Source organism: Planomicrobium soli, assembly GCF_003014655.1.
GTDB lineage: Bacteria > Bacillota > Bacilli > Bacillales_A > Planococcaceae > Planococcus > Planococcus soli_B.
In genome coordinates this window covers 179,478-196,115 of record NZ_PYAT01000004.1, presented here as the reverse complement: position 1 = coordinate 196,115, position 16,638 = coordinate 179,478, and the positions used below count along the sequence as shown (strand labels likewise).

15 protein-coding genes are annotated in these 16,638 nt (G+C 31.5%); all 15 read right to left on the bottom strand.

Annotated elements, in window-relative coordinates; all coding sequences use genetic code 11:
• Positions 1-115: 115 nt before the first annotated feature.
• The 15 genes from galE to B0H99_RS06845 all read right to left on the bottom strand — a co-directional run bounded on the left by galE (position 116) and on the right by B0H99_RS06845 (position 16,637).
• Positions 116-1,123, bottom strand: coding sequence for a UDP-glucose 4-epimerase GalE (galE, locus tag B0H99_RS06915; RefSeq protein ID WP_106532922.1), 1,008 nt, complete (start codon positions 1,121-1,123; stop codon positions 116-118).
• A gap of 209 nt (positions 1,124-1,332) precedes the next feature.
• Positions 1,333-1,848: an acyltransferase gene (locus B0H99_RS06910; RefSeq protein WP_106532921.1), complete on the bottom strand. Its 516-nt coding sequence runs from the start codon at positions 1,846-1,848 to the stop codon at positions 1,333-1,335.
• Between the two features lie 23 nt (positions 1,849-1,871).
• Positions 1,872-2,492, bottom strand: a complete 621-nt coding sequence (locus tag B0H99_RS06905) for an acyltransferase (RefSeq protein ID WP_181313598.1) — start codon at positions 2,490-2,492, stop codon at positions 1,872-1,874.
• Between the two features lie 118 nt (positions 2,493-2,610).
• Positions 2,611-4,134: a lipopolysaccharide biosynthesis protein gene (locus B0H99_RS06900; protein WP_106532919.1), complete on the bottom strand. Its 1,524-nt coding sequence runs from the start codon at positions 4,132-4,134 to the stop codon at positions 2,611-2,613.
• A 17-nt stretch (positions 4,135-4,151) separates the two neighbouring features.
• The gene (locus B0H99_RS06895; protein WP_106532918.1) at positions 4,152-5,312 is read right to left on the bottom strand and encodes a glycosyltransferase; all 1,161 of its coding nucleotides are present in this window, start codon (positions 5,310-5,312) and stop codon (positions 4,152-4,154) included.
• Positions 5,313-5,328: 16 nt separating this feature from the next.
• The gene (locus tag B0H99_RS06890) at positions 5,329-6,303 is read right to left on the bottom strand and encodes a glycosyltransferase (protein WP_106532917.1); all 975 of its coding nucleotides are present in this window, start codon (positions 6,301-6,303) and stop codon (positions 5,329-5,331) included.
• Between the two features lie 25 nt (positions 6,304-6,328).
• Positions 6,329-7,519: a CDP-glycerol glycerophosphotransferase family protein gene (locus tag B0H99_RS06885; protein WP_106532916.1), complete on the bottom strand. Its 1,191-nt coding sequence runs from the start codon at positions 7,517-7,519 to the stop codon at positions 6,329-6,331.
• 98 nt (positions 7,520-7,617) lie between these two features.
• Positions 7,618-8,835 carry an O-antigen ligase family protein gene (locus B0H99_RS06880; RefSeq protein ID WP_181313597.1) on the bottom strand — a complete coding sequence of 406 codons (1,218 nt, stop codon included), beginning with the start codon at positions 8,833-8,835 and terminating at the stop codon, positions 7,618-7,620.
• A gap of 57 nt (positions 8,836-8,892) precedes the next feature.
• Entirely contained in the window at positions 8,893-10,029 is a 1,137-nt protein-coding gene (locus B0H99_RS06875) for a glycosyltransferase family 4 protein (protein WP_106532914.1), read from the bottom strand.
• Between the two features lie 54 nt (positions 10,030-10,083).
• A complete protein-coding gene (locus B0H99_RS06870; RefSeq protein WP_106532913.1) occupies positions 10,084-10,851 on the bottom strand; it encodes a glycosyltransferase family 2 protein in 768 nt (255 codons plus the stop codon).
• 83 nt (positions 10,852-10,934) lie between these two features.
• The gene (locus B0H99_RS06865) at positions 10,935-12,266 is read right to left on the bottom strand and encodes a UDP-glucose dehydrogenase family protein (protein ID WP_106532912.1); all 1,332 of its coding nucleotides are present in this window, start codon (positions 12,264-12,266) and stop codon (positions 10,935-10,937) included.
• A gap of 70 nt (positions 12,267-12,336) precedes the next feature.
• Entirely contained in the window at positions 12,337-12,918 is a 582-nt protein-coding gene (locus B0H99_RS06860; protein ID WP_106532911.1) for a sugar transferase, read from the bottom strand.
• Positions 12,919-12,969: 51 nt separating this feature from the next.
• Positions 12,970-14,802, bottom strand: coding sequence for a polysaccharide biosynthesis protein (locus tag B0H99_RS06855; RefSeq protein WP_106532910.1), 1,833 nt, complete (start codon positions 14,800-14,802; stop codon positions 12,970-12,972).
• Positions 14,803-15,104: 302 nt separating this feature from the next.
• Positions 15,105-15,872, bottom strand: a complete 768-nt coding sequence (locus B0H99_RS06850) for a tyrosine-protein phosphatase (protein WP_106532909.1) — start codon at positions 15,870-15,872, stop codon at positions 15,105-15,107.
• Positions 15,873-15,923: 51 nt separating this feature from the next.
• Positions 15,924-16,637: a CpsD/CapB family tyrosine-protein kinase gene (locus B0H99_RS06845; RefSeq protein ID WP_106532908.1), complete on the bottom strand. Its 714-nt coding sequence runs from the start codon at positions 16,635-16,637 to the stop codon at positions 15,924-15,926.
• Position 16,638 lies beyond the last annotated feature (1 nt).

Sequence of the window (16,638 nt, the reverse complement as noted above, 5' to 3'; positions counted from 1 at the left end):
ACGTTTAAACATTTTACAATTACATTTATTTAATAATTAACACATATACCATAATTTCCTCATTTTTGAAATTAAATCATCAAATATGTTTGAAAAATTATTTTATTATATGTTATCAAAAACCATTTGGATTTTTTATTTGCCAATTCCAAGAATCTTTGCACATATCTTTTAAGTTTTTAGTAGATTTCCATCCTAAAAGGTTTCTAGCTTTACTTGGATCAGCATAACTTATTGAAACATCTCCAGGTCTTCTTCCTTCAATTTGGAAAGGGATATTGACGTTATTCACTTCGCTAAAGCTATTTACTAATTCCAACACACTATGACCAACACCGGATCCTAAGTTGAAAGCTTCAATACCTCTATAATTTTTTAAATAATTTAATGCCTTAAGATGACCTTTAACTAAATCAACTACATGAATGTAATCCCTTACACCAGTGCCATCAGTAGTATTATAATCATCTCCAAATATATAGAGCTTTTCTCTTTTTCCTATACCTACTTGAGTAATGTAAGGCATAAGATTGTTAGGAATCCCATTAGGAAACTCACCAATTTCTCCACTTTCGTGAGCCCCTATAGGGTTAAAATATCTTAAAATAGCAATTCTCCAAGAACAATCAGAGGAAGTTAACTCTTGCAAAAATTCTTCAATTACTAGTTTTGTTCGACCATAGGGGTTTGTAGCAGAAAGCGGAAAAGATTCAGTAATTGGTACACTTTGTGGTTTTCCATATACAGTTGCAGATGAACTGAAGACCAGCTTTTTTACATTAAATTTATTCATAATATTACATAAATTCACGGTCCCCATTATATTGTTATAATAATATTTTATTGGCTCAGCAATTGATTCTCCAACTGATTTCATACCAGCAAAATGCATTACTCCATCAATCTCATGTTTAGAGAAAATTTCATTTAAACTTTCAGCATCTAATAAATCAACTTGATAAAAAGGGAATTCTTTTCCTGTCATTGCTTTTACTCGATTTATAGATTCTATCTTACTGTTAGACAAATTATCTACTACTATTATCTCATAGTCATTTTCTAAGAGTTCTAAAATTGCATGGCTACCAATATAGCCTGCTCCTCCAGTTACTAAAATCTTCATTCTTGTCCCCTTTTGAGTTTCTTTATTTATAATATAAACTCGTTTAATTTCTTTCGAAATATCATCGCATTTAAGATCACATTATAACTTCTGGTAAATTATAATCCGAACTACACATGTCATTTTGAATTAGTATAATGACTTTTCATTTCAACATCCTCAAAATACAAGAATCTTACAAATTTATAATGTGGTTTATAATTTAAAACTTAATATCTTTTTTTTACTACTTTTGCTGGATTTCCAATCGCAATCGAATAAGATGGAATACTTTTAGTAACAATAGAACCTGATCCAATTACACTACCTTTTCCAATTCTTACACCTGGTAAAATAATTACTCCATGACCAATCCATACATCATCTTCCACTTCAACCACTTGATGTTCTGTATAACCTTGCAATCTCATAGGTATATTTACGTCACTAATCATATGGTTTCTAGAGTAAATAGCTACTTCCGGACCTATCATAACATCATTACCTATTTTTACTTCTCCAAATATTTTGCAATTAATACCGATACCAGAACCACTGCCTAATTTAGTACGTGAAGAAAAAATAGCACCTTTTTCAATATTACAATCAGTTCCAATTTCCTCTAATATACGCTTTGCAAAAAAAAGTCTTATTTTTTTAGCTAAAGGAAAGATAAAAGATGGAGGTAAATTTTGAGCAAAAAAATAGTACATTAATAACCATCTTTTTTTATATAGTGTTCGCATTTTATTCCTCCGGATTTTTTATATTATTGTTCCCATTCAATATTGTCATTGATTACTCTCGCTGGTACACCCGCCACTAGCGAATAAGAGGGAACATCTTTGTTAATTAGAGAACATGCTGCAATTACTGAACCTTTTCCTATTTTCACTCCTTTTAAGATCGTTGCTCTAGTACCTATCCAGACTTTTTCTTCAATTTCTATAGGTAAAGTAACTTCTTTATATCCAATCTTATGATTATCTGAATCTCTAATCATTACCTCTTCAGCTATAATTACATTATTTCCTATTTTAACTTGCTCAAAAACATGGATTGAACTTCCTTTATTTATAAATCCATTATTAAGAATTAAAGAAGCATTATTATTTACAGTTATGGTCGTTCCACAATATACTTTGAAATTACCATTTATAATTAATTTTGCATTTTCTCTTAAAATTATTGAGGACTTATAATTAGCACCCTTCTCCCAAGTTTTTCCTAGTTCTAAAGAGCCGTTTATATCAATTTTTGCACTTTTATGTATATAAACATTAGTATTTGGATAAACTATTATTTTATAACCTTTTAAAATCATACCAAATGTCTTTAAAAGGTTTATTTTGGATAACTTTTTTATTCTTTCTAACTTCTTATTTTTCACTCTTATTCCTCCAAAATACATCTAGTTTATAATAACTAAATAACATATAATTTTTTAAATTCTTTCTTATAAAAATCTATTAATTATTTACATGCTTTGAGGAATACAAAGCTATATATTACATTGATTGTTTTAATTTCCCCGAATAAATTTTCACAAAAACTTGCTTTATGTAAATAAATTCTTTTGTCTTTCTATATAACAGATAAAAGATTGTATTTATAAAGATAAGACAGATTCCCATTTTAAATATAAAATTTGTTAGATTGCTTTCGTCAAAATTACTAATTAATGGTTGAATTATAATTATAGTAGTTATTATTGTGAAGGCATATTTCAACATTGTTATATAGTATGGGATAAGGGATTTTTTCAACCCTTTTTTGTGTACAATGTATGGATCATACCACATTGAAGTTATAGCCCTACTTAAGATTGTTCCCCAAAAAACTCCCGATAGACCAATAACTTGTGCTAAAACCACAGAAAAAAGAATATTTAATATTGATTCAACTAAAGGCACATATTTACCAAATACAAAAAGTCCTTGGGCATTTCTAAACATATTTGTAGGACCTAACATGCAACTCGTGAAGAAACTTATAACTATTGGTAATACTACCTGTTGGGGTAGTAAGAAATCTTCCCCTAACCACAATAGAATAAACGGATTCATAAGAATATAAAAACAACATGTAATTAAACCAATTAACCAAAAGTACAAAAAGTTTATTAAATTAAACATTTCATAACTTTTATTATTTGTATCAGTTGCAATTAAATTTCCAACACTGGCTGTTAGCGATTTAAAAACTTTACCTAAAACTGTTCCTATACTTACAATTAATAAAAAATAGTTTGCATATAGTCCTACATAATGTAATCCAAAAAATATCGTGATTACAATATTATCTGTTCCATTAATAACAGCAGTAGAAATATTGTATATCATTATGGCATAGGTATTTTTAAAGAGTTCTTTTTTTTCTTTTATTGTTAATTTTATCTTTTTCTTTGATTTTAAAAGAGGATACAATGATCTAACTCGTATTGTTATAACTACTCTTTGAATAAATGTAATTAATATTTGAGTAATTAAGTATAATACAAAATCCTTTGTTATAACTAAAACTGCTATTTGCAGTATAGTTAAGATAATTTGAAAGCTAGAATCAATCCAAACAAGTTTATAATTTTTTTGATCTGCAGATATCAGCGAACGATTGTATACTAAAAAATATGATAAAGCTGAATTTAGTACAAAGAGTACATATATTAATTTTAAATCTGGAATATCTTCCTTCACTAAAATATCTAAAAAAGGAATTATTATCATTCCTAGCAAAAATACAATAATCCCTATTATTCTAAATGCAGTTTTATAAAAATTCATTAATGCTATTACTTTATCATCGTCTTTTTCCGCTAGTGGTTTATACAGTTTATAAACGATAGCAGTTCCTATACCTAAATTAGCTAAAGAAAGCATCATTATAATATTCGTAAATAAACCATTAACCCCTAAATATTCTACTCCTAATATAGAAATAAAAATTGTTCGACTAATAAAGCCTAATAAAATTGTTAAAACATGTCTCGCTAAATCTGTAAGAATATTTCTAATAGCGTTTAACGTTCTCATATATGCCCTCTAATTTTCTATTCTAATAGCAAACTTTCTATCTCACAAACCATTCTTTTCGTATCAAAGTATTTACTGCGTTCTATTGCTTCTAACTTCATTAGCGCTCTCAGCTTTTTATCATTTAGCACTTTTTTTATTGCATAGTATAAATCTTCAGTATTATTTTTAGTGATGAGACCTGCATTTGTATGCCCAAATATTTCTGCCATTCCTGAACATTCTGTAGCTATTACTGGAATACCTAATATAATAGATTCCGTAACAACAGTACTATAAGCTTCAAATTTAGAAGAGCAAATTACGAAATCACTTTTTGACATATATTTGTAAGGATTAGCATCATATCCAATCAAATGAATATAATCATTCAAATTATTATCATTAATAGCTTTTTCAAGTTTTTGATACTCTGGGCCGTCTCCTATTATATTAAAATGAAATAAATATCCTTCATTTTTTAATTTTAAAGTAATACTTATCAATCTTTCAAAAGCCTTTTCATGAGATAATCTTCCAACTGCACAAAAATTAATAACATCTTTACTGTACTTAATCTCTTCTTGAATTTTTTGATTATTATTAGCAAGGGATTTAATTCTTTCTATATCATTAGGATTATATCTTACAACAACTTTTTCCTCGTCAATATCAAATTTATTCAAAAAACCTTTTCTCGCTGTTTCAGCTACGCATATAATCTTGTCACAATTCTTTAATGCTTCCACTCTCTTCTTCAATATAGTTTTTGATAAAAAGCTCATTCGTTTTCCTAATTGCTTTATTTCTGTTATGTCATCTATTATTGTATAGTCAGCATGAATCCAGCTTACCTTTTTACCTTTTGCTCCTCGTAAAAAGTAAATCATGGGTTCATGAAATGATATATATATATCATACTTGTCTTTCAAAAATATTTTTTGAATAATTTTTCCTGGAACGAACATTCTGCTATACTTATAAATTCTTTTAAAAAGCGAATTATATTCTCGCGGGTTTTTGTTGAACATATATTTAATTTTTATTTCTTTAGGAATCTGATCATCCCACACATTTTTATTTAATAACATCACCGTGATATCAAATTTCTCTTTGTCTAAATTTTTTAGAAGAGTTAACAAAACTCTTTCTACTCCACCTACACACATCTCAGGCTGCAGTATAATCATTTTTTTCATAAAAGTCACCTTTTTTTTAAACTTTATTGCCTTTTAATTTATATAATAACTGACATGCTATATCCCAATATAAAAAAGTTATTACACCAATCTTTTCGTTAAAATTCATTTTTCTACTCTTTAGTAGATCAAGAATATAAGTTTTTATAAAAGTTCTAGCTTCTTTTACAAAAATTTTATTCTCTTTTACTTTTTTTGTAGAATAAATAATTCCTATCCATTTCCAAACTCTTTTAATACAAAACCACAGTGTGCTTAAATAAATTTCTTCATAATCTGCTTTTAGATGATCTATTACATGTTTTGAGGCTTTTATTATATCTATGCTTGGTTTTTTATAAACATTGCCCATAGTACTGTCATTACGAATATTGTAAAAATATTTGAATTCAGGTGTGTAGATTATCTGGTTACTCCTTAAAAATATCTCTGGAATAATTGAAAAATCTTCAAAAATCTTACCTTCCTCAAACCTCAATTTGTTGAATATATGGCTTTTATACAGTTTATTACATGGAGATACTACTAAATACTTTCCTTCTAATGTTAATTTCATAGCTTCTTTACTGTCGAGTATGCATTCCTTCATAGTTAAAGATGGCCATTTCGTATTTAGATCGTTTCTGACTTTCCATGAGTTACATATTGCTATATCACTATCGCTAGCAATTATTTTTGAATGTAAAAGTTCATACATATCGGCTTCTATATAATCATCACTATCAATAAAACCTATATAACTGCCTGAAGCAATATCAAGCCCCGCATTTCTAGCTGATGATTGTCCACCATTCTTTTTATGTATAACTTTTATTCTTTTGTCCTTTTCAGCGTAATAATTACAAAGCAAACCACTATCATCAGTAGATCCATCATTAATTAAAATAATTTCTAAATTTTTGTATGTTTGATTAATAATAGATTCTATGCATTTTTTAAAATATAGTTCTACGTTATATACCGGGATAATGATACTTATTAAACTCGACATAATAAACCCCTTATTATTTTTAAAGTTACAAATTTAATATACTTCTAAAATTACGTTCACAATTTTTTTTATCTATAATAGGAAAAAATTCTTCGATTCTTTTTCTATATATACTACTAATTTTAAAATTTTTTTCTGCCATATTCGTTAATTCATTAATCAAATGCTCTTCATTCTTAACTACTGGTCCAAAGCCATTATTATGATAATTAAAATAGCCAGCAGTATAATGTTGCTTTCTATATCGTTCATAATCAAATTGAAAATAAATAAGTGGTTTGTTCATATAAGCAAAGTCGAAATATACACTTGAATAATCTGTTATTAATACACTTGAGGACTTTAATAATTCTTGAATATCGTGTTTTTTAGTACTAGCAACTATTATATTTTTATTTAATCCTATAAAAGTATTTTTATACTTTAAGAATTTAGGATGTAAACACAATATAAACGTTAATTTATTATCTTCTAGGTAAGTATTTAAATTAGAACTTTCTAATAAAGACTTAATATGATAAAAATATTCGCTAGCTTTAAAAGTTTCCTCAGTAGTGTTGTCTAACCATCTTCTCCAAGTCGGCATGTACATTATTTGGTTTTTACTTTGTTTGTTTTCTATAAGTTCATCAAATCTTGCTAATCCAATATACTTAACTTCGTCCTTTTGATATCCAAAATTACTTTTAACATATTCGTATTCCGGTAAAGCACCACAAACGAAAAGATCAAAATTAGCTTTCTTTTTTGTTAAGCCAGGTAAAAAATCTTTTATTATTCCATGCTTCAGATAAACTTTTTTAGCTTTTGATTTTCTAACTAGTTCAACCAAACTACACGCATATTTATTTGGCATTGATCCATATCCAGCTCCATGCGTAGAAATATGTCTTATTGCTAAAAAATAATAAAGGTAATGTTTAAATGTTCCAAAAAAAACAATATTTTTAAGAGGTGCAACTTTTTTGACATCTGAAGAACTTCTTTTGATTATGTAATAACAGTCAACCTCACTATAGTTTTTCCTAATATATTTGAAAAGATGAAAACCATTATCACGTGCTTCAGAAGGCCTTTCCGATATTAGCCATATGTTAGTATTTTTATTTTTAGATAGAATAATGTAAGAAAGTAACAACATTGGTATAGCTTTATAAAAGAAATAAAAAATGCCTTTAATTGCTTCTAAACTGAAATATTTTTCTCTCAGGGTCATAAGTTTTCTCTTCCTTTTCAAATTATTAAGAAGCAAAAAGGGACAATAAATTAAACTAATACTTAAAAAGAGTTATGTTTTATCTTAAAAAACTACATTTAAAAATTGTTTAGTGCATTTTTGTCACTTAAATTTCTTTTAGTAATGCTTTTTAAAGAGATTCCTAATAAAATCCAAAAGCTATAGTCTATTAAATAGGAACTACTTACTAATAACGGAATAAATCCTAAACAGATCCATACTAATATTAATTTCGAATGTTGATTGCTGCTAAAAAGAAAGGCCCTTAAGAGTAAAGATATTAGTAAAACCACAATAATTAACCCTACAAATACTCCGAAATTTGTCAGGATTTCTAGTACAATATTATGAGTATACCTACCCCCAAAATACTGTCTATCACCAGCTAAACCCATTCCTATCAAGGGACTTTGTTTTATTTGAAACCAAATATCTCCATAAATATTATCTCTGCCACTAAGATATACTTCATCTTTTAGCAACAACCTTAAGCTCCTACTTGATAGATTGAATCTCTCTAAGCTGTTTAATAAAAATTGGAGAATCTGTTTTTGATACAATAATGTTAAAATTGTCATAAACAAAATACCAATGTACACTATAAAAGTTTTAGATGTTTGTTTTTTGATAGTAATTATTAAAAAGATTAAAACAAAGATTCCTATACTCAATAATGGACCTCTTGATCCAAAGGAAAGAATAACGCTTAATGAGATTAAAAATATTACCAAAGGTTTAATGGTATATTGGTCGAGAAATTTCCTTACAAATACAAGTGTGGGTAGTAACATATAATAAGAAAGAGACATACTATACATCCCAATTTCCATCCTATTTGTTAAAACTAAAAGCCCTACTATGGTTCCAATAAAAAAAACAATTAAACTAGCAAATTCCATCATTTTTTCTAAAATCCAGCTTTTTTCAATAGAATAACTATATATAAAGCAAGGCAAACATAAGAAAAAAAAAGAAAAAGTTATATTTTTTAAATAAGATGTATTTTGCGGAAAAAAGAGAAAATTTAATAAAAAAACAAACAAACTTACAAAATACACACTTATTAAAAGTATTTTGTTTCTCTTAAATACTATTGGAAAAGAATAAATGAATATCACACCAACGACTAATTTAGATACCATTTGAATAATCATTCCACTACTTGTTCCAATGATTTTAAAATAATATAGAATAAAGAATTGTAGAGATAGTACCACAAAAGAAGAAAGTATGGAAAGACTTAAAATATAGTCTTCTTTTAATTCAATATTAGTTAATTTGTTACTTGGGCTCATTTTATCCATCCAAATCTAAAATTAATAAGGTCAAATTTAATTTAATGCATTTAATCTCTACAATTTCCCATTATATATCTCTATATATTTCCTCGATATAATATTCCAGTTAAATAATTTCGATTTTTCTATACAGCTTTGTGAAATTTCTACATAGTTTTCGTTAATTTTCTTTATTGCATTCACGATCATATCTGGACTTAAGGAAGGTACACCAAAACCAACTTCTCCTTCATTGAAAAAACCGTCAATAGCTTGATTTTGTGAATAAATTACAGGAATTCCACGAGACATTGCTTCTACATAAACTAAACCAAAAGTTTCTGTTAAAGAAGGAAGTATGAAAATATCACACTTATCCATGATAGATCTTATTTTTTCTTTATCATTTATATATCCATGAAATCTAACTTTTTCGCTTATATTAAGTTTCTGGCATAAATTTTTGGACTCTTCTTCAAGAGGTCCGTTCCCAATCACTTGTAAAAAGACATTATATCCCTCCTTATATAATTCTGAACAAGCAAAAATTAAAGTTTCTAGATTTTTTCTTTTAATTAATGAACCCATAAAAAGTAAGTTTAGGGCTTGTCCATTGTTTCTTTTATGGTTTTCAACAGGAATATTATGCCAAAAATTATCTATACCATTTGGTATTACTACACATTTCTTTTCTATTTCCGATAAAATATTTTTTGGTAGTAGAGAAAATAAAAGGTTTTTATACGCATATGAAATAAAAACAATTTTATTGGCATTCAATAAAATTTTATTCATAAAAGGTCTTAGGTGAATAGCATATTTGTAAAAAACGTTTATATCCGTATCACGAACAGCAACTGCATAATCAATATTATATTTCCGCTTTATTTTATACGCAGTTCCACCATCGCTAAATATTGTATGCGCATGAATATAATCTATATCCTGATCTAAAATTTGATTCTTTTCAATTTCTTTCATTTGCTTATTGATTTTATTATGATATAAATATTTGTCATGTTTTTTTAAAATGGTTTTATAGTAGTAGTTTATGTTAATTGATTCGTCTAATAATTCGTTTTCTCCAATCAATTTTTCATTTTTTATAGGGATAAATATATGTTGTTTAATTCCTTCTTGTGAAAGCTCTTTTACTAGATTTTTATATATTTTACTTCCTATATAATATGAACATATATGCAATACTTCCATAATTTCATTCCTTTTGAAAAGATTTAAATGCAGATTTTGATTCAGTAATCGTTTTTAAGAATAATGCTTCTTAACAGCATTTACAGCAAAACATAATGAAAAATATAATGACTTAAAAAAATTAATGTTCTCAAGTTCTCGATATATCCTCCATACTTTTTTTAAAGATTGAAATTTATTAGAAGATACTGATCCTGGCACTTTTCTATACTTTACTAGGGCTTCATTTAATCCATATGCTTTTATTCCTTTTCGCAATAATAACAACCAAGTTGCATAATCTTGTCCTGCTCGTATTAAAGGCATTCTAAAATCTCCAAGCAAATTTCTGTCAACTATTACAGTTGAACAAGGAATAATAGTATTTTTTAATATATAGTTATAGTCCACAACTTGTTTTATATTTTTTTTTAACTTAATTGTATTTCCCATTTCATTAATTGTTTCAATTGCAGTATATGAAAAGGCTGCATTCTTTTGTTTCATCATTTCTAACTGCTTTTCTATCTTTTCCTCTTGCCATATATCATCACTATCAAGAAAAGCTAAAAACCTACCTTTAGATAATTCTATTGCTTTATTTCTCGCAACTGCTGGCCCTAAATTTTTTTCATTTTTGTAATAAAAAATATTCTTATTTTCTGCCATTAGTTCTTTGATAATATCGAACGATTTATCAATAGAGCAATCATCTACTATAATAATTTCAACTTCTTTGTACGTTTGGCTTAATATAGACATGATAGCTTGTTTTACAAATCTTTCAGCATTATAAACTGGCATTATTACAGACACTAACCCATTAATAAATTGTTTTGACATATAGCTTTCCCTTCTTCAATTGAGCAAGTGATTTGTTTTTATTATATTTTTAGTTTAATAATACTTGTGGTTTCTTACATTCTTTATTGAACTAAAGCTTTTTCGCATAGAATTGTCGGTCTTCCGATAGAGTAATAGTTTAAATTAGCTCTAATTGCATCACTCAACTCATAACAATTTCGCCCATCAAAAACAACATTATCTTTTAGTTTTTGGTGATATTTACTAAGTGGCGTTGTTACAATTTCTGTCCATTCTGTCATAATAAACGCTGTATCAGCATTAGATAATGCCTCTTCTACTGAATTAACATATTCTACTGCATCTGGCAGATTTCTTTTAGCATTTTCTATAGCTATTGGATCGTATGCAATTACTTGAGCCCCCGCTAATATTAACTTTTCTGCAGTAATTATAGAGGCAGCTTCTCTCATATCGTCAGTATTAGGCTTGAAAGATAAACCTAATAAAGCAACCTTTTTCCCCTTCAGTGACCCATAATGTTCTTTTGCTTTTTCTACTAATAATAATTGTTGTTTATTATTAACCTCTATTACAGCTTTTAATAAATTGAATTCATGATTTATATTGCCAGCTATTTGCACAAGCGCTTTAGTATCTTTTGGGAAGCAAGAACCTCCATACCCAATACCAGCATTTAAAAATGTATTACCGATACGTTTGTCAAATCCCATTCCTTTAGATACTTCCTGAATATTCGCTCCTAAATCCCCACTAATATTTGCAATTTCGTTAATAAAGCTTATTTTCGTCGCTAGAAACGCATTAGAAGCATATTTTATCATTTCTGCACTTCGAAGATTTGTTTTATATATCTCTATTCCAAAAGGTTTGTTTATTTCTTCAATAATATTTGCGGCTTCTTCTGTTTGAGAACCGATAATTATACGATCTCCGTAGAACGTGTCATGTACTGCTGATCCTTCTCTTAAGAATTCTGGATTAGAAACAACTGCAAAAGGCACTTTAGTATATGTTGATATTATTTTTTGAATATACTCATTGGTACCTACAGGTACTGTGCTTTTTGTTACAACAACTACTTTGTTAGTAATATTAAAAGCAATATCTTGGCATACATTTTCAATATACTTTAAATCAGCTGTACCATCTTCTTTTTCTGGAGTCCCTACTGCTATATAAATCACCTCAGCATTTGTAAAAGCTTTTTGATGGTCAGTAGTAAATTTCAAATTTCCATTATTAATATTTTTTATCATTAATTCTTCCAAACCAGGTTCATATATTGGAGATTTGCCTTTAGTCATGTGTGCAACTTTTTCTGCATTAATATCTACACAATATACTAAATGTCCTATTTCCGATAAAGCGACCCCAGTTACAAGTCCAACATAACCTGTACCTACAACAGCAATTTTTTTTCTATTTCTCATTTTTATTCTCCTCTATTATTTATTAGAAACTATATTTCCCTGTCTCATAATTAACACTACTAACCTCTTATTATTTCCCATCCTTTATACCTTCACTTTTTAAAACACTAAAAAACGTTTTTACAAATATCAAAGTATCTAGAGCAGGATTTTTCTTCTTTACATATTCGCCATCGATTTTTGCTTTTACTTCTATAGATAATTCATCTCGACCACTAATCTGTGCAAGGCCAGTCAAGCCTGGAAGAACATTATTAGCTTGATATTTATCTCTTTCTGCTATTAAATCAGTTTGATTCCATAGGGCAGGTCGTGGACCAATTAGGCTCATATCCCCTTTTAAAATATTAACTAGTTGTGGAATTTCATCTAAGCTGGTTTTGCGTAAAAACTTGCCTACTCTGGTTATGTAAGCATCGGGTTTATCTAATAAATGAGTTGGCATATCATTTGGTGCTTCTGTTTTCATCGTTCTAAACTTTAAAATCTCAAATTCTTGTTTGTCTTTCCCAACTCGTTTTTGCTTAAAAAGAATCGGCCCTGGCGAATCTAGTTTAATCAACAAGCAAAGAATAAAAAGAATTATGGACAACACAACAAGTGTTACTAGCGATAAAGAGAAATCAATAATTCTTTTGGTCACTGAGAACATTTTTTGTTCCCCTTTCTTTTTGCAATTTCGTCTTATTTTATATAATGAGAATTACATACTACTAGCTAACAATTCCTTGGAATCAACATTTTTTCTATTAGCCATCGCAACGATAACTTCTTTTATTTCTTTGTCACTCATTTCAGGAAGCTTCTCCAGTACATAGAACAGTTCCAAATCACTTACCGGGTTCGCTTTACCAATGTATATCTTTGGAAATATTTGCTTACTTTGAATTTCATCTTCATTTAATAATTCTTCGAACATCTTCTCACCAGGTCGTATTCCCGCAAATTCAATCCCTATTTCCTCTTCCGTATATCCAGATAATCGAATCAAGTTTTTCGCCAGATCGACAATCTTTACCGGTTCTCCCATATCTAGGACGAACACTTCCCCGCCTCGTGCTAAAGATCCCGCTTGGATAACAAGCCTCGAAGCTTCCGGAATTGTCATGAAGTAGCGGGTCATGTCTGGATGAGTGACGGTTACAGGGCCGCCTGCTGCTATTTGCTTTTTGAAAAGTGGAATGACTGATCCACGTGAGCCTAGTACATTACCAAAACGTACTGCAACAAATTTCGTATCGCTGCGTTTCGCTAAATTTTGAACGATCATTTCAGCAAAGCGTTTTGATGCACCCATGACGTTCGGCGGGTTTACTGCTTTGTCAGTAGAAATCATTACAAAACTGTCTACTCCGCATATATGAGCTGCTTGAGCAACATTTTTCGTTCCGTAGATGTTGTTTTTCACTGCTTCTATCGGATTCCCTTCCATTAAAGGAACATGTTTATGGGCAGCTGCGTGATAGACTACATCCGGCCGGTATTGTTCCATGATCTGCATGATGCGTTCGCTGTCTTGTACATCCGCGATAATTGGAACAAGTTCTGTATCCGGCGCTATCTTCTTGCGCAGCTCCATATCGATTGTATAAATTGAGTTTTCGCCGTGTCCTAGAAGTAATAATCTCTTCGGACCAAAACGTGCAATTTGGCGAGAGATTTCTGAACCAATCGAACCGCCTGCTCCTGTAACAAGAATCGTTTTTCCGGTAAGCTGAGCTGCAATCGTATTCATGTCCAGCTGCACTTCTTCTCTTCCAAGAAGATCTTCTATCTTCACGTCTTGAATATCAGTAACCGATACTTTCCCAGTCATGATGTCTTCGATGCGTGGAATCGTCTGTGTACGAATGCCGGCATCAAAGCAGTTTTTGATCAGTTCGGCTGTTTCATTTTTATTAAGTGACGGAATGGCAATGATGATGTGTTCGATGTTGTTGTCTTTTGCGATATCAACGATGGCGCTTGAACCGCCAGCCACCCGGATGCCGTAAATTTCAAGTCCATGTTTCCGGTTATCGTCGTCTACATAAAGCACCGGTAACAAGCCGTTTTCCGGATTGTTTAAGAGCTGTCGGGCAACCATCGTACCGGCCTTACCGGCTCCAATGATCATCGTCCGTTTTAAGTCGGATCCTTTCCGGTCGATTTTAGTGTCCCGGAGGAGCCGCCATGAAAGACGGGATCCGCCGATCAGCAGCAAGTGCAGCATCCATGTAATTGCAAGAGCACGGAACAGGATATCTCCGTGAACGAGGAATTGGACAACCCCTACAGCAATTACAGAAAGCGTGACCGCTTTAAAGATTGAGGTCAACTCACCGATTGATGCGTATTCCCACACTTTCCGGTATAAGCCGTAGTACGTGGCAAACGCATGGTGCGCTGCAAAAATGGTGATGGCACTCGCCAGCAAGAAAAAGTTTTCAAAAACGTTGGTAAATGGGTGAAGAAGAAAATAGCCAAGGAAGATTGAGAAAAAGACAATTAAAGAATCTACCAAGACCAGTAAAGGAAATCTGCGCTTTAGTGACAAGTGGGTCCATCCTTTCGTAGGTTGTTACTTTTTGCATAAGTATGTATGAATTCCGTACTAATTCTATCATACTATTTAATGGAAAAGATAGGATTTATAAAGCAAAAATTTACTTTTTTTCCAACATTTTATGTAAAGCGTTTTCACAGTGAGGATGAAACTATCTTTTTCACATATTTATATTTTTAATAACAGAAACGAAAGACTATTTACCTACTAAAGTTTCACATTAACTTTGTTTAAATCTTTAATTGCCATAAATAGAACTTTAAAGAAACAATTTTTAGCGCGCTGCTTTTACTTTATTCAAAAATATTCCACCATTTGGGTTTAGGAATGTCCTGCGGTTCTAGCACATAAAGATGCTCATTCCGTACAATGCGTTCGTTGTTCTCCAGAAAAATGTCCACCACCTCGTGGCGCTTTTTCTTTTCCAGGTAATCCAGGCCTTCGTTAAATAAAAATGGTCTTTTCGTTAAGTGATGGACGTCGGATCCGTACACATGGATCAAGTTGGCGTCGATCAAGTTCATTGCAGTTTTTTGGATGGCTTTCCCGAAGCTGCCGGCGACGGATCCTGCTGTTACTTGTGCGAGTGCACCGTGGCGCAGGAGCCGTTCCAGGCGCTCCGGTTTTTGGATAATTCCTTGGTTGCGTTCGGCATGGGCAATGATGGGCACGTAATTGCTTGAGATCAGCAGCTGGATGATTTGGACGGTGTATGCTGGAATTCCGGAGGACGGAAGTTCGAGCAATACGTAACGGCTTTCTGCTAAAGAAAGTGCCTGTCCGGTTTTTAACTGCTCTGGCAGTTTCTCCGATAAGCGGCATTCCTGTCCGCTATACACTTGAATCGGGAGTTGTTGCTCAGCAATCCACGATCGGGTTGCGGCGAGCTGCTCGTGCAGCGCAGCTAGATCTGTTTTAAATTGGGGGTGATGGGCATGGGGCGTTGCAATAATTCCGGTGATTTGTTCGTCGACTGCTTTTTCGAGCATCCGCTTTGTTTCTTCCATTGTTTCGGCGCCGTCATCAAGGCCGGCTAGTATGTGTGCATGCGTATCGATCATTGTTGTTCCTCCTCAACTTTTCAAAGAAAAAAGTAAAAAGGAGAACCCTTTTTACTTTTCGGAACCGTAATACTGATAGTAGTAACTGTCTTTTGGTGGAACAAAGTTATTTAAAACGGCACCAATTAACCGGCTGTTGGATGAAGCGATCGCTTCTTTCGCTTTGAGCGCAGATTCTTTTTCTGTCTTCCCTGAGTTGACGACTAGTATCGTGCCTTCGCATTTGCTGGCTAGTATTTGTGCATCCGCAACTGATAATACAGGTGGTGCATCAAAGATAATTAAGTCGTACAGGCCTTTCAGCTGTTCGATCAATGCTGTCATTGATTGGGATGCTATGAGTTCTGCCGGGTTTGGCGGAATCGGACCGCAAGTTAATAAATCAAGTCGTTCCACCAAAGTCTGGTGAACCGCATCTTCGATAGAAGCCTGGCGTGTCAAAACGCTTGATAAGCCTTGGGAGTTCGACATATGGAATGTATGGTGCGTAGTCGGTTTCCGCATATCGCCGTCGATTAGGAGCACTTTCTTTCCTTCTTGAGCGAATACGACAGCCAAGTTCGCTGCAGCTGTCGACTTGCCTTCTTCCGGTGAAGCCGACGTGATGACGATCGAACGAAGATCGCCGTCCGGTGATGAAAAGTTGATGTTTGTACGCAGTGTGCGGAACTGTTCTACGACGAACGAGCGCGGGTTCGTGTGCGCAACCAACTTCCGTGCGGTCGGCTGCAGTTTTTTGCGTTTTCTTCTGAATTTCAAGGCCATT

Bases quoted from the DNA above. Each gene is read 5' to 3' on its own strand.
- B0H99_RS06860 (WP_106532911.1), bottom strand. From the start codon at position 12,918: ATGTTCTCAGTGACCAAAAGAATTATTGATTTCTCTTTATCGCTAGTA.
- B0H99_RS06845 (WP_106532908.1), bottom strand. From the start codon at position 16,637: ATGGCCTTGAAATTCAGAAGAAAACGCAAAAAACTGCAGCCGACCGCA.
- B0H99_RS06880 (WP_181313597.1), bottom strand. From the start codon at position 8,835: ATGAGCCCAAGTAACAAATTAACTAATATTGAATTAAAAGAAGACTAT.
- B0H99_RS06875 (WP_106532914.1), bottom strand. From the start codon at position 10,029: ATGGAAGTATTGCATATATGTTCATATTATATAGGAAGTAAAATATAT.
- B0H99_RS06865 (WP_106532912.1), bottom strand. From the start codon at position 12,266: ATGAGAAATAGAAAAAAAATTGCTGTTGTAGGTACAGGTTATGTTGGA.
- B0H99_RS06885 (WP_106532916.1), bottom strand. From the start codon at position 7,519: ATGACCCTGAGAGAAAAATATTTCAGTTTAGAAGCAATTAAAGGCATT.
- B0H99_RS06850 (WP_106532909.1), bottom strand. From the start codon at position 15,872: ATGATCGATACGCATGCACACATACTAGCCGGCCTTGATGACGGCGCC.
- B0H99_RS06900 (WP_106532919.1), bottom strand. From the start codon at position 4,134: ATGAGAACGTTAAACGCTATTAGAAATATTCTTACAGATTTAGCGAGA.
- B0H99_RS06910 (WP_106532921.1), bottom strand. From the start codon at position 1,848: ATGCGAACACTATATAAAAAAAGATGGTTATTAATGTACTATTTTTTT.
- galE (WP_106532922.1), bottom strand. From the start codon at position 1,123: ATGAAGATTTTAGTAACTGGAGGAGCAGGCTATATTGGTAGCCATGCA.
- B0H99_RS06890 (WP_106532917.1), bottom strand. From the start codon at position 6,303: ATGTCGAGTTTAATAAGTATCATTATCCCGGTATATAACGTAGAACTA.
- B0H99_RS06895 (WP_106532918.1), bottom strand. From the start codon at position 5,312: ATGAAAAAAATGATTATACTGCAGCCTGAGATGTGTGTAGGTGGAGTA.
- B0H99_RS06870 (WP_106532913.1), bottom strand. From the start codon at position 10,851: ATGTCAAAACAATTTATTAATGGGTTAGTGTCTGTAATAATGCCAGTT.